The 13,439-nt window shown below is 61.8% G+C and carries 11 protein-coding genes; 5 read left to right on the top strand and 6 right to left on the bottom strand.

Features of this window, described 5'->3' with window-relative positions; all coding sequences use genetic code 11:
* The first annotated feature begins 38 nt into the window (after positions 1–38).
* Positions 39–992: a ParA family protein gene (locus tag CXY72_RS16410; protein WP_104128747.1), complete on the top strand. Its 954-nt coding sequence runs from the start codon at positions 39–41 to the stop codon at positions 990–992.
* A complete protein-coding gene (locus CXY72_RS16405; protein ID WP_104128746.1) occupies positions 992–1,954 on the top strand; it encodes a ParB/RepB/Spo0J family partition protein in 963 nt (320 codons plus the stop codon). Before CXY72_RS16410 ends, CXY72_RS16405 begins: the two co-directional genes overlap by 1 nt.
* A gap of 347 nt (positions 1,955–2,301) precedes the next feature.
* Here CXY72_RS16405 and CXY72_RS16400 read toward each other — a convergent pair whose 3' ends face one another.
* From CXY72_RS16400 to CXY72_RS19660, 6 genes are all read right to left on the bottom strand, one after another.
* Entirely contained in the window at positions 2,302–3,258 is a 957-nt protein-coding gene (locus CXY72_RS16400) for a D-alanine--D-alanine ligase (RefSeq protein ID WP_104128745.1), read from the bottom strand.
* A gap of 42 nt (positions 3,259–3,300) precedes the next feature.
* Entirely contained in the window at positions 3,301–4,665 is a 1,365-nt protein-coding gene (locus CXY72_RS16395) for a PLP-dependent aminotransferase family protein (RefSeq protein ID WP_370446270.1), read from the bottom strand.
* Between the two features lie 102 nt (positions 4,666–4,767).
* Positions 4,768–5,091 carry a thioredoxin gene (gene trxA / locus CXY72_RS16390; protein WP_104128743.1) on the bottom strand — a complete coding sequence of 108 codons (324 nt, stop codon included), beginning with the start codon at positions 5,089–5,091 and terminating at the stop codon, positions 4,768–4,770.
* Between the two features lie 10 nt (positions 5,092–5,101).
* On the bottom strand, positions 5,102–6,073 hold the full coding sequence (trxB, locus tag CXY72_RS16385) for a thioredoxin-disulfide reductase (protein WP_104128742.1): 972 nt from the start codon (positions 6,071–6,073) through the stop codon (positions 5,102–5,104).
* Between the two features lie 196 nt (positions 6,074–6,269).
* Positions 6,270–7,895 carry a murein biosynthesis integral membrane protein MurJ gene (gene murJ, locus CXY72_RS16380; RefSeq protein ID WP_104128741.1) on the bottom strand — a complete coding sequence of 542 codons (1,626 nt, stop codon included), beginning with the start codon at positions 7,893–7,895 and terminating at the stop codon, positions 6,270–6,272.
* Entirely contained in the window at positions 7,888–10,206 is a 2,319-nt protein-coding gene (locus tag CXY72_RS19660; RefSeq protein WP_158252610.1) for a DUF6049 family protein, read from the bottom strand. The genes murJ and CXY72_RS19660 overlap by 8 nt, the downstream gene beginning before the upstream one ends.
* A gap of 80 nt (positions 10,207–10,286) precedes the next feature.
* Between CXY72_RS19660 and CXY72_RS16360 the strand changes: the two genes are divergently transcribed.
* The 3 genes from CXY72_RS16360 to CXY72_RS16350 are packed head-to-tail and all read left to right on the top strand — an operon-like array spanning position 10,287 to position 13,405.
* Entirely contained in the window at positions 10,287–11,717 is a 1,431-nt protein-coding gene (locus CXY72_RS16360; RefSeq protein ID WP_104128737.1) for a CCA tRNA nucleotidyltransferase, read from the top strand.
* Positions 11,707–12,588 (top strand): carbohydrate ABC transporter permease, encoded by an 882-nt coding sequence (locus CXY72_RS16355; RefSeq protein WP_104128736.1) that lies wholly within the window; start codon positions 11,707–11,709, stop codon positions 12,586–12,588. Before CXY72_RS16360 ends, CXY72_RS16355 begins: the two co-directional genes overlap by 11 nt.
* Positions 12,575–13,405: a carbohydrate ABC transporter permease gene (locus CXY72_RS16350; protein ID WP_104128735.1), complete on the top strand. Its 831-nt coding sequence runs from the start codon at positions 12,575–12,577 to the stop codon at positions 13,403–13,405. Before CXY72_RS16355 ends, CXY72_RS16350 begins: the two co-directional genes overlap by 14 nt.
* The last annotated feature ends 34 nt before the right edge of the window (positions 13,406–13,439 follow it).

The raw sequence follows: 13,439 nt of genomic DNA, 5'->3' as shown, positions 1-13,439 counted from the left end.
TCGGGTGGCTCATCAACCGTCGAGCGTAAAGGTTTCACGTGAAACATCCTGCTGAAGATCAGCACACCGGCAAGGCGGCAGGCTTCGACGGGACAACACCGCTGGCCCGCGAAATTGCCGAACTGACGCGTCGCCGCCAGGTCATTGCTGCTGGTGAGTTGCCAAAACCCGATCAAACCCGGGTGTTGACGATTTCCAATCAAAAAGGTGGCGTCGGCAAGACAACGACCGCGGTCAATCTCGCCGCCGCCCTCGCTCGCCAGGGCGCGCGCGTTCTGGTGATCGACCTGGATCCGCAGGGCAACGCGTCTACTGCCCTCGGTGTTGAGCACCGTGCCGAGACCCCCAGCGTCTACGACGTCATCATCAATGACATGCCCATGGATGAGGTCGTCCAGAAGAGCCCTGAATTCGGTGCCTTGTTCTGTGTTCCGGCTACGATCCATCTGGCGGGCGCCGAGATTGAGCTCGTGTCGCTCGTCGCCCGCGAGCAGCGACTCCGCCGTGCTCTTGATCTGCACCTCGTCGAGGCGATCGAACCGTACGATTACGTCTTCATTGACTGTCCGCCGTCGCTCGGTCTGCTGACTATCAACGCTTTCGTCGCCGCGCGGGAGGTTCTCATTCCCATTCAGTGCGAGTATTACGCACTCGAGGGGCTGAGTCAGCTGCTCAAGAACATCGCTCTCATTGAAAAGCACCTCAACCCCGATCTCGTCGTTTCGACCATTCTGCTTACCATGTACGACAGCCGCACCAATTTGGCCACCCAGGTTGCCAAGGAAGTGCGCGATCACTTTCCGGAGCAAGTGCTCAATACCGCTATTCCGCGTTCTGTGCGCGTTTCTGAGGCCCCGAGCTACGGCCAGAGCGTTGTGAGTTACGATCTCAACTCGGCAGGATCGCTCTCATACCTTGAAGCAGCAGCAGAAATGGCCCATCGTGGGGCACCGCGAACAGAAAATAAGCCCCAAACGAAAGAAAAGCACTAATGGCGAAAAGAACCGGCCTCGGTCGCGGTATCGGCGCACTCATTCCAGTGCAGGACGACGCGTCTGCGCCCCGCCCGGTCGACGTGTTTTTTCCGCGCGGTGTAACCGCTTTAGCGGATGCCTCCCTCGAAGTTCTTTCCGACGTCCCACTGATTGCAGGCGCCCGGCTGGCGCAGCTGAATCCTCAAGACATTGTTCCCAACCGGGCCCAGCCACGGACCATTTTTGACGAGGACGATCTTGCGGAACTGGTGCACAGCATTCGCGAGGTTGGGGTGCTCCAGCCAATCGTTGTGAGGCCATTGGCCGATGAACCGGGCAAGTATGAGCTCGTCATGGGTGAGCGTCGACTGCGCGCCACCAAAGAGGTCGGCCTCGACACCATTCCGGCTGTCGTACGCGAAACCGCCGACGTGGATATGCTGCGGGACGCGCTGCTGGAGAACTTGCACCGCGCCCAGCTGAATCCGTTGGAAGAAGCGTCCGCGTATCAGCAGTTGTTGGCAGATTTTGGCATTACGCAGGAGGAACTGGCAAAGCGCATCGGTCGATCGCGTCCGCAGATCACCAACACCCTGCGTCTCTTGAAACTGCCGGAATCGGTGCAGGTGCGTGTTGCAGCGGGTGTTTTGTCGGCCGGTCACGCGCGAGCGATTCTGTCGGTGGGTGACCCGGCCGGTATGCTGCGCCTAGCCGATAAAATCGTCGAGGCAGACTTGTCCGTTCGTGCCGCTGAGGCCGCGGCGGTTGCGGTTCCGCGGGCTGTGAAAGCCAAACCGCTGCCGGGTCGACGCCAGGGGCATCTTGACGAGATCGCAGAGCATCTTGGAGATCGTCTGGACACTCGCGTCAAGATCAATCTGGGGGTAAGAAAAGGCCAGATCACAGTCGATTTCGCGACCATAGGTGATTTGAATCGCATCCTGACGGTTCTCGGTGAACCGGGTTTTAGCGCCAGCTAATCGGAGACGCGTTCCGCGTCATGTTCCGCGTCACGTTTCACGTGAAACGGTGTACTGCGGTGATGGCGTGTCCTGTTACGGGAAATCCCGGCGTCGGTGGCCGTCCCAAACGTGCCTTCTGCTCGGGTTCGTTTCGGTACGGTGGCTCATCAGTTGGTCGTGATCGCGCGTATCTACCGGTATCGGCATGTTTCACGTGAAACATGGAATATATGACACGGTTTCGGATATTGAGTCAGGGTTTCACGTGAAACGAGCGGATCGTGCATTCGGGACACGGCAGAGTTTCACGTGAAACGTGAAGATCACCCCAGGGAAGTGCAACACGTTTCACGTGAAACGGCGTACTACTGAGTGGCTAGAGCGTTTACTGCCAGGGCCGAGTAGGTAGCGCCGAGAGTACGGCGGTCGGCTTCGATGGCCTGCGGAACCAGGGATGTTTCGGTCAGACCGGGCAGTACGTTGGCCTCCAGAAACCAAGGGGTGCCGGCGGCGTCGACAATAAGGTCGATTCGGCTGAGGTGGCGCAGCCCCAGAAGGGTGTGAATGGCGACAGAGGCCGTGGCGACGGTGACGGAGATACTGTCAGACAGGCGTGCGGGTGCGTAGAAGTCCGTCTCACCCGCGTTATAACGGGCTTCGAAGCTGTACACGCCGTTGAGGGGGACGATTTCCACGATTGGCAGAGCCGTTGGCCCGTCTCCGGTGTCAAGTACGGCGACCGTAACTTCGGTCCCGTCAATGTAGGCCTCGACCAGGGCGGTGTCGGCGTAGGTGTACGCGTCGACCATGGCGCGTGGGAGGTCCGCGGGAGTGCGAACTATCGTGACGCCCTGGGATGAACCGCCCTGGGCTGGCTTGACGACGAGCGGTAGGCCGATAGCGCTCACCAGGTGCTCGAGTACGCTCGCGGCACCGAGGTCGCGAAAGGTTTCGGTCGATAGGGCAATGGCTGGGGGAGTAGCGAAACCAGCCCGCAGGACGAGCTCTTTGGCGATGGCTTTGTTCCAGGCGAGCGCGGCGGCGGGGCCGCGCGAGCCGAGAAAAGGAATTCCGGTGGTTTCCAGCAGGGACAGGAGCGCGCCATCCTCTCCGGTGGCGCCGTGCAGGGTGGGCCAGATGAGGTCGGGGACCTGCTCTGCCAGCGTGCCCAGCAAGTTGGCGCCAGGGTCGAGCACGGTGACGAAGTGGCCTTCATCGGTGAGGGCATCCGCGATGCGCCGGCCAGAACGCAGCGACACGTCACGCTCGTGAGAGATGCCACCAGCCAACACAATAATTTTCAGTGCGGAGAATTCACTCATGATCAGGTTTTTTCCTAGCTGGGTCTGGGTGGTGAGGCGAATTTAGGAGATATTTGCTGGCGGACCGCCGAAACGCGGATTCTGGACTCCAGGCCGATCTGGGGCAGCGCCCAGTGATCCTGTGCCCGCGAACGTATCGAATAGGTCGAGTTCGCCGCGAATCACAGTAGCCAGTCGGCGTATGCCCAGTCGGATGCTGTCGGGGGTGGGATAGCAGAAGGCGAGACGTAAGTTCTGCCGTCCATCACCGTCAGCGTAGAACGCGGTTCCGGGCGTGTATGCGACAAGTTCCTTGACCGCACGAGGAAGCATCGCTTTGGAATCGAGTTGTTTGGGCAGGGTCACCCAGACGTAGAAACCACCGGTTGGGTTGGTCCAGCTCAGGTCGGGGAGATACTCATCCAGGGCATCCAGCATGGCGTTCTTGCGTTCATGGTACACACCACGAAACGCGTTGATTTGCGCTTTCCAGTCGGCCGTAGAGAGGTATTCCGAGATGACCATCTGGGTGAAGGAGCTGGGAGAGAGCACGGCCGCCTCGTTGGCGAGCACGAGTTTCTCGCGGATCGCGTGTGGGGCGAGTGCCCAACCCACCCGGAAGCCGGGGGCGAGCGTCTTGGAAAAGGTGCCCAGGTAGACGACGCCGTCGCGCTCGAGGGAGCGGATGGCATCTGGTGCAGGCTTGTCGAAATAGAGCAGCCCGTATGGGTTGTCCTCGAGCACCAAGATGTTGTTCGAGCGGCAGATCTGTAAAATTTCCAGGCGTCGGGCCCAACTGAGGGTTACGCCCGCCGGATTGTGAAAGCTGGGAATGGTGTACAGAAACTTGATGGTGCGTCCGGCTGCCTTGAGGGCCGCAATGTGCTCGATCAGTGCGGCGGGGATCAGGCCGTTCTCGTCCATCGGCACATGGTCGATCTCGGCTTGATACGACTTGAAGATCACCATGGCGGTGACGTAGCTGGGACCTTCGGAGATGACGACGTCGCCGGGGTTCAGGAACAATTTGCTCACTAGTTCCAGGGCATGCTGGGAGCCGGTCGTGACGACCACGTCGTCGGCATTGGCCTTGATGCCTTCGAGTGCCATGACGTCGAGAATCTGCTCTCGTAGCAAGGGAACTCCCTGACCAGAGCCATATTGCAGGGCGGTGGTACCCGTTTCCCGCATGACACGGTCCATGGCGTCGATGACGAGGTCCTGTGGCAGGGCAGCGACGTACGGCATGCCGCCGGCGAGTGAGACCACCTCGGGGCGGGAAGCCACGGCAAAGAGTGCGCGCACTTCGGATGCCTTGAGCCCGGCGGCTCGGTCGGCGTAGTGGTGGTACCACGGGTCGAGGTTGTTGCCGCCCTGTGCAGTAATTGTCTGCACAGCGCCGGCCTGAGGGGAACCCTGATTTGTCACGTCACATCCGTTCTACTGTGGTCTTTATCGTATGGGGTGGCGCCGGGCAGGAAAAAACCCGCCCAGTCGATGCCGGACGGGTTTGATCGTGGGGAAACTGGTTTAGACGAGGAAGTCGGCCAGGTCCTTCTCGAGCTGCGGTTTCGGCTTGGCGCCGATGACGGTCTTGACGACCTCACCCTTCTGGAAGACCTTCATCGCGGGGATGGAGGTGATCTGGTACTTCGCGGCCAAGGCGGGGTGCTCGTCGACATTGAGCTTGACGATGTCGAGCTTGTCGGCGTTCTCGGTTGCAATCTGGTCGAGGATCGGGCTGACGGCGCGGCAAGGGCCACACCACTCGGCCCAGAAATCTACGAGAACGGTCTTCTCGTTGTTGATGACTTCTTGCTCGAAGTTGGCTTCGGTAACGGATCGTGCGGTCATGTAATGCTCCTTAGTTGACTGATGCGAGTTCGGTGTCGCCGGCTTGGGCCAGCAAGGCAGGGGGAAGGGTGCTGAGGTAGTGCTCTGCGTCGAGAGCGGCCGCGCAGCCGGAGCCAGCCGCAGTGATCGCCTGACGGTAGCTGGAGTCGATCACGTCGCCGGCCGCAAACACGCCGGCCTGGCTGGTGAGCGAGGATCGGCCCGCGACGGCGATGGTACCTTCGGGCGTGAGATCGAGCTGCTTGTGTACGAGGTGCGTGCGTGGATCGTTGCCGATCGCCACGAACACGCCACCAATAGGCAGGCTGGTCTCGGTTCCAGAAACCGTGTCGCGCAGGGTGAGACCATCGACAGCGTCGGTACCGGTGATGCCGATGACCTCGGAGTTCCAGATGAATTCGATCTTGTCGTTTGCGAAGGCACGTTCCTGCATAATCTTCGACGCGCGTAATTCACCCTTACGGTGGATGACGTGCACCTTCGAGGCGAATCGGGTGAGGAACGTAGCTTCTTCCATAGCGGAGTCGCCACCGCCGATCACGGCGATTTCTTTGCCCTGGAAGAAGAAACCGTCGCAGGTGGCACACCAGGAGACGCCGCGGCCGGAGAGACGTTCTTCATCACTGAGGCCCAGCTTGCGATATGCGGACCCGGTAGCAAAAATGACCGTGAGCGCCTGCTCAACGTCACCGTTGCCGAGGGTGACCGTCTTGATGGGTCCCGACAAATCAACAGATTCGACGTCGTCGTAGACAACCTCGGTGCCGAAGCGTTCCGACTGCTCCTGCATTTTGGTCATCAGGTCGGGTCCCTGGACGCCTTCCGGGAAACCGGGAAAGTTCTCTACATCGGTCGTGTTCATCAATTCACCGCCGGCCTCCACCGAACTGGCAATCAGAAGCGGTTTGAGGTTGGCTCTGGCGGCGTAAATCGCGGCCGTGTAGCCGGCCGGTCCGGAACCGATGATGATGATCTGACGCACGCGCACGCTCCTTGCAGTAATGGGCGAGACGGGCAATATCCCGCCTCACGTTTCGATACAACACATCCTAATCCGCTGCTATTCCATAGCCTCTCAGCTTGGATGTGTGCTGCACCGGCACCGGCACCGGCAGGGTGAGGGAAAACCTGGTGCAGCCTTCACCGCGGCGCTGGGGCGACTGCGCCCATCGTGGTACTCAGCGGCGCAATCGCGCACGCAAGGGCGTCAGGAACGCTGTGAGCTCGTCGCTGCGCATGAGCAGCAGTAGGCCGAAGTAGCTCACGGCCATGACCATACCAATCAGAACCATGGAGACCATGGCCGTGAGCCTCGAGGACACCGCGAAGCCATTCTCGACATTTCCCCCCAGGATCATCAGGAGGGTCAGACCCGCAGCCAGGGGAATGATGACGGCGACCAAGTATTTCACCAGGCTGCGCAGGATGCGCTGCCCGTCGATGCCGCGCATTCGTCGGCGCAGGAGCAGCGCGGCCAGAATGGCCTGCAATGTGCCGGTCACCGTGATCGAACCGGCGATGCCCACTGCAATCCAGTCTGTCGGCAGCCACGCGCAGGCCACCACGGCGCAGACGAGCAGAACGACTTGGAACAGGGTGAAGAAAAACGGCGTGCGCGTGTCGCCGAGAGCGTAAAAAGTTCGTTGCACAACGAACAACACGCAAAACGGCACGAGCCCCAGAATAAAGGCAATGATGACGTTGCCGATGGATTGAACCTGGTCGAATGGTGCCACGAAGACGGCAGCGAAAGGGTAGGCGCAGACCGCAATGACGGCCGCAGCGAGCACGATCACCAGCGACGTTCCCCGAATCGCGCTCGAGGCATCCGTTTTCACCAGAGTCCAATTACCGCGTGTGGCATGTTCGCTCATGCGGGTGAAGTACGCCGTCGCGACCGACACCGTGATGACTGAGTGCGGCAGCATGAAGATCAGCCAGGCGGTGGCAAGAACGGCAACGGATGCCTCACCGTGTGCCAGCGTCACGACTTGCGTTTCGACGATGCCCGCGAAAGTAGTCAGCAGCAGCATGCCGAAGGTCCAGCTCGCCATTTTTCCTGCGGCCCCGAGACCGACGCCGCGAAAGTGGAAGTCCGGGCGATAGCGCAAACCGATGCGATGCCAGAAATAGAACAACACGACGGCCTGGGTGATCACCCCGAGCGTGGCACTGCCTCCCAGCACAGCGACCATGGCCGATGTGATCTCGGCAGCCGAACGATCACCGAAAGGGTCGGGGCGAAACAGCGTCGCGAAAACGACCAGGCCCGCGATGGCGACGAGGTTGTTGAGCACTGGCACCCACGTGAATGGACCGAAGAATTTGCGGGCGTTGAGGACTTCGCCCAGCAGCGTGTAAAGGCCATAGAAGAACATTTGCGGAAGGCACCAGTAGGCGAATGCCACGGCCAGCGCCTTCTCGTTCTGGGGCAGGTTCAAGCCGATGAACCCGGTGATGATCGGGGCCAACAGGGTAGCCGCGAGGGTCGTCGCACACAGCACGACCAAAGCCAGCGTGAGCAGTTTGTTGATATACGCCGTACCGCCGTCGGTGTGCAGGCTGGCTCGAACGATTTGCGGAACCAGGACGGCCGTCAGGATTCCGCCGGCCACGATCACATAGATCGTATTCGGCAGCTGATTGGCGATCGCGAAAGTGTCGGCAGCGGCGCCGAACTGGCCGATTATGGCGGCGAGCACAATGACCTTGACGAAGCCGAGAATGCGCGACACGATCGTGCCCGAGGCCAGGAACGCACTCGCTCGACCGATTCCGCCGGTTCCGGTCACGGTGTCAGTCATCGGATTTTGCCTCCGGCAACACCGTGTCGCCTGCAGTAGCGGATGCCTCACCGGCGCGTTCCCGGCGCCGGCGCACGATATTACGCCAGATGCCGAAACCAAAGAAGCCGACCACGAGGATCGCGAAGATGCTGGCGCCGACTCCTTCCCAGTCGGCGCGCACGCTGACGTCGATAGGGGCCGGCTGGCCCAGCGGAATGCCGTTCAGGGTGAATAAAGTGACTCGCAAGACGACGTCGCCATTGCCGACGGCAGCGCTGACCGGCACGGAAACCGCCTGCGCGGAGTTGGGTTGAATAATGGTTTCGAGGGTGTCACCGACAACGAGTCGACCGTTGGAGGGCACAATCTCGGCGCGCACCGTGACGGCTTGGTCTAAAGCGTTATTGAGCGTGATGCGGAGGTCGACCTTGCTGCCCACCACAATAATCGGTCCACGGGTGGTGACGGTCACAGCGTGAATCAGGTCGAAGGACGCAGCTAGGCTCGCCTGGACCTGCATATCCCAGGCCGCGGGCTGCGAAGCCCAGGTCGTGTCCAAAAGGGCCAGCAAATTTAGTCGTGCCGGCGCGGTGAACGCACCAGGGTCAGCCACAATGGTGGCGAATTCAGCGATCGCCCCCTCGCGCTGCAACAGGGACCGGGCGAGCGTGACCCGGTTGCTGTCAATGGCCTGGTCGTGAAACGTCACGGTGGTGGCCGGGGCGGAGTTCACGGCTGACTGCAGCGGAGCCGCGTTCGACCAGGCCGTAGAATCGAGCGCCGCGACGGTCTGAGCGATCCGGGTGGCACTCGCCGGGCTGCTGCGATCGAAAGTGACCAACATCGTGCGTGCCGCGTTGGGGTTCTCCGCAGACACGATCGCCAAGAGCGAAGCAGCCTCGGAGATGTCAACCCGCCACTCGTCCTCGGTCGTTGCCTCGGCGGCGGCGCGGACGGCGGTCGAGAGCACGGTGTCACTGACGAGGGCCAGCCCGCCCGGAAGAGTGAACGCTGCATTAGGGGTGAAGAGATCGGATTGTTCAACGTTGCCGCTGGAGAGGATGGTCGTGGTTTGGCCGCTCGCGGCAAACACGCCAAGGTCGGTGCGCGCAACGTGCCCGGCGACCGGCCACCCGATCGTGGTGCTCGTGTAATCCCACGCCAACAGGTCACTGGTCGAGGGAATGACCGTTGCACCGGGTTCCAACGTGGGCGTTGGGGTGGGCATTGGGGAGGGGGTAGTTGTGGCCCTGGTACGGGACGTGATGCTGGGCATATCGGTTGGTCTGGTCGTGGGTTCAAGGATTGGTGCGGCCGAGGGCACGACAAACAGGCTGGCATCGATCGCCGACAGGAAAGAGGTTGGCGCGAGTAGCGTCGTGGCCCCGGCCTGCGCTTGCAACGCGATGTCAGCATCCGCGTAGCCGAGGGGAAAGATATCATTGCCCGCCCCGGCCAGGCGGTCGAGCCAGGCCACGGCCGACGCCGGAGCGGCGGTGCCGAGCACGCGAATCGAGGCGATGATCTGCGGATCAAGGGCGATCGTTGCCGTGGGGGTATCTATGGCGGCATCCAGTTGGCGAGAGAGCAGACCGACCGAGCTGGTGTACGCCTCGAGCGCCTTCGAGGTGATCAGCCCGGTCCCGCTTTCCGGGGTCGTGATGGGAACGATGGAAGCCAACTCGACCGGGGTGATGGCGCTGCCCTGCGACCAGACAAATGTGCCGCGGCCCTGCGCCTGAATCACGTCACCCACACTCAGGGTCGCGGCGAGCCCCCGAGATCCCCATGCGTTTCGGTCGGTCAATCCAACGGCATCGGCCGGAACCGTGATGCTGAGGTTCGTGCTGGCACGAGCCGGAATAACTTCTGTCGTTGGCACGCCCACCAACCGGTCGCCGGAGTTTGTGTCCTCACCGGGCCGCAACCAGCTCTCGAGCGCAGCTCGTGTGGTGAGCGCGAGTTGCGCGAGGTACACGTCGACGCGGCCGGTCGGAATGTCAGCGTCCGTGTTGTTGTGCACGGTCACCGTCAGGATCAGATCCTGGCCAGGCGACAATTGCGGCGAAGTGGTCGGAGATACGGTGACGCTGATGGTGTTTTCGGGCGTTGCTGCGCTCGTGACCGTGCTGTTCTCCGCGTTGGCTTGGGCCAGTGGAGAAGCGAATATCGGCGTAAAAATCAGTGAAGCCAGGGTGAGCAATCCCACCAGAAACGCCGCGATCGCACGCGATCCCCGATGACCTAACCCGCGTCCGGCCGGGCGCACGGCAGCGCACGCGGCAACCGGGAGCGCGGGCCGATGCGCGGAATCTGACTCGGCCACCATAAGTGGATTCTACGGCGTGCCAGCCTAGAGCGGTCTGCACCGCGACTGCGCGCCTCAGGATGCCAACTAATATGGGGCTTATGCAGAGCGTCGCGGCAGCCCTCGCACGACTGGGCGACCTGGCTGCCACTCCCACGGTATCCCGTCTGGCGAACGCATTTGCGGTAGCCGGCCATGAACTCGCTCTGGTCGGTGGCCCGGTGCGCGATGCGTTCCTTGATCGTCCACTGCACGACCTGGATTTCACCACGGATGCGACTCCCGACCAGATCCTCGCGCTCGTCAAGCCACTGTCGGAAGCGCAGTGGGACATCGGCCGCGAGTACGGCACGATCGGTGCCAGCCTGGCCGGTGAGACCGTGGAAATCACCACCTATCGAGCCGACAGCTACGACGGCACCACCCGCAAGCCCGACGTCGTGTTCGGACGCCACCTCGAAGCGGACTTGCTGCGCCGCGACTTCACCGTCAACGCGATGGCATTGCGCCTGCCGCAGTTGACGCTCGTCGATCCAGCTGGCGGCATCGACGACCTGCTAGCCAAACGACTGCGCACCCCGAGCACTCCGGAGGTTTCTTTCGGAGACGATCCGCTGCGGATGCTGCGCGCGGCTCGGTTCACCGGGCAGCTGGGTTTCACGCTGGACCTTGACACCGCACTGGCTATGGAGAAGATGCGGGACAGTATTCGTATCGTGTCGGCCGAACGCATCGGTGACGAACTGTCGAAACTGATGGTCTCGAAGGACCCACGCGCCGGTATCGAAGTGCTCATGGAGTCGGGCCTGGCCGAGATCGTGCTTCCCGAGATTCCCGGCCTGCAATTGGAGATCGACGAGCACCACCATCACAAGGACGTGTACCAGCACAGCCTGACCGTGCTGGAGCAGGCCATGGGCTATGAGAAATCACGCGGCAACCTGGAGGCTCCCGACCTGATTGTGCGCCTTGCCGCCCTGCTGCACGACATTGGCAAGCCGGCCACCCGCAAACTTGAACCGGGCGGAGTGGTGAGCTTTTATCACCACGACGTGGTCGGGGCGAAGCTGGCGAAGAAGCGACTGCGCGCATTGCGCTTCGACAATGACACCATCAACGCTGTCGCTCGCCTGATCGAGTTGCACCTGCGCTTCTTCGGCTACACCGAGGGGGCCTGGACCGACTCTGCCGTACGCCGGTATGTGCGCGACGCTGGGGATCAGCTGGAACGGCTGCACATTCTCACCCGTGCCGACGTCACGACCCGCAACCGGCGCAAGGCAGACCGGCTCGGTTTCGCCTACGACGACCTGGAACAGCGTATTGCCGCGCTGAACGAGCAGGAAGAGCTCGGCGCTGTGCGCCCCGACCTCGACGGTGAACAGATCATGGTCGTGCTTGGCGTGAAACCGGGGCGCGAGGTAGGCGAGGCCTATCGTTACCTGCTTGAGCAACGACTTGATGACGGCCCGCTGGGCGAGGAAGAAGCCACCCGCCGTTTGACTCACTGGTGGGCGGAGCGTGTCCAGTAAAGGCAGTCTGCGTCGACGCAGTGCGATCACCGGCTATGCCCTGCTCGCGCCCAGTCTGTTCGGCGTGGTCTGCTTTCTCCTGCTGCCGGTGCTCGTCGTGCTCTGGCTCAGCTTTCAGAGCTGGGACCTGATCGGCCCGATCACCTTCGTCGGTCTCGACAACTACCGATCCGTTCTCAGTGACGGTGTCTTTGGCAATTCACTGCTGGTGACGCTCATCTTTGTCGCACTCGTGGTCCCGATTCAAACCCTGATCGGACTCGCTGCGGCCACTGTGCTCACGCGCGGCCTGCCGGGGTCGGCCTGGTTTCGCACCGTCTATGTACTGCCGTGGATTTGCGCACCACTCGCTCTCGGAGTGGTGTGGAAATGGATCCTCGCGCCCACCGACGGGGCACTCAACACCCTGCTCGGGCAGCGCGTCGAGTGGCTCAGTGACCCCGCTCTGGCGCTACCGGCCGTGGCTGCCGTGGTGATCTGGACCAACGTCGGCTACGTCACGCTGTTCTTCATGGCCGGGATGCTCAACATTCCCGGGCAGATTCTCGAGGCGGCCCGCATCGACGGGGCCGGCGCGGTCAAGATGTTCTGGCACATCAAGCTTCCCCTGTTGCGCCCAACGATGTTCTTTGTGTTGGTCACCACCGTTATTTCCGCCTTTCAGGTCTTCGACCAGGTGTACGCGCTCACCCAGGGCGGCCCGGCACGATCGACGGATGTTGTGGCCGCGCGCATCTACTACGAAGCTTTCGACGCCTTCGATCTCGGCCGCGCGGCCGTCATGGCCGTCGTTCTGCTGGTCATCCTGGTTGTCATCACCCTCGCCCAGCAGCTTTATTTTCGCCGGAGGGTCACCTATGAGATGGGCTAGATTCTCCACCACGGCCGCTGTCTATTCGGTGCTGGTCCTGGGCGCCGTATTCACCCTTGGTCCGTTCCTGCTGAGTATCCTGACCGCGTTCAAGACGCGTGAGCAATTCGCGCAGCAGTCGGCGCTGAGCTGGCCAGACCCGTTCACCCTGGAGAATTTTGCGCTGCTGCTGAACGGTCCGGCCCAATTCGGGCGCGCCATCCTGATCACGGTCCTTGCGGCCGTGCTGATTCTGGTCGGACAGTTAATCTGCTCGATCCTCGCCGCCTATGCCTTCGCCCGGGTCGACTTTCCGGGTCGCCGGGTGCTGTTCTGGGTGTATCTGTCGACCCTGATGATCCCGCCGGTCGTGCTTGTCGTTCCGCTGTACCTGATGATGACCGAGGCCGGGCTGCGCAACTCGTTTTGGAGTCTCGTGCTGCCATTCGCGTTCGCTTCCCCCTACGCGATTTTTTTGCTGCGCGAATATTTTCGCGGAATTCCCCAGGAACTCATCGATGCGGCCCGGCTCGATGGGGCGAACACCCTCGACGTGTTGGTCGAGATCGTCGTGCCGCTGTCCCACCCGATCATCGCCACCCTGACCCTCATCACAATCGTGAGCCACTGGAACAGTTTCATGTGGCCGCTCGTGGTCACGACCGGCACCGAGTGGCGGGTTGTGACCGTGGCCACAGCGAGCCTGCAAAGCCAGTTCAACGGCAACTGGACACTCGTGATGGCGGCCACCACGCTCGCGCTCGTTCCGCTCCTTGCACTGTTTTTGATGTTCCAGCGCAGCTTCGTGCGGTCGATCACTATCACGGGATCTGCGTAGGCTAGTCCACTGGGGAGGTTCGATCCGTCAACAA

The organism is Cryobacterium sp. Y57 (assembly GCF_002929505.1).
Lineage (GTDB): Bacteria > Actinomycetota > Actinomycetes > Actinomycetales > Microbacteriaceae > Cryobacterium.
This window is presented reverse-complemented; position numbering and strand designations above follow the sequence as displayed.

Coding starts and splice junctions, on each gene's coding strand:
- CXY72_RS16360 (WP_104128737.1), top strand. CDS start 10,287: ATGCAGAGCGTCGCGGCAGCCCTCGCACGACTGGGCGACCTGGCTGCC.
- murJ (WP_104128741.1), bottom strand. CDS start 7,895: ATGACTGACACCGTGACCGGAACCGGCGGAATCGGTCGAGCGAGTGCG.
- CXY72_RS16350 (WP_104128735.1), top strand. CDS start 12,575: ATGAGATGGGCTAGATTCTCCACCACGGCCGCTGTCTATTCGGTGCTG.
- trxA (WP_104128743.1), bottom strand. CDS start 5,091: ATGACCGCACGATCCGTTACCGAAGCCAACTTCGAGCAAGAAGTCATC.
- CXY72_RS16400 (WP_104128745.1), bottom strand. CDS start 3,258: ATGAGTGAATTCTCCGCACTGAAAATTATTGTGTTGGCTGGTGGCATC.
- CXY72_RS16405 (WP_104128746.1), top strand. CDS start 992: ATGGCGAAAAGAACCGGCCTCGGTCGCGGTATCGGCGCACTCATTCCA.
- CXY72_RS19660 (WP_158252610.1), bottom strand. CDS start 10,206: ATGGTGGCCGAGTCAGATTCCGCGCATCGGCCCGCGCTCCCGGTTGCC.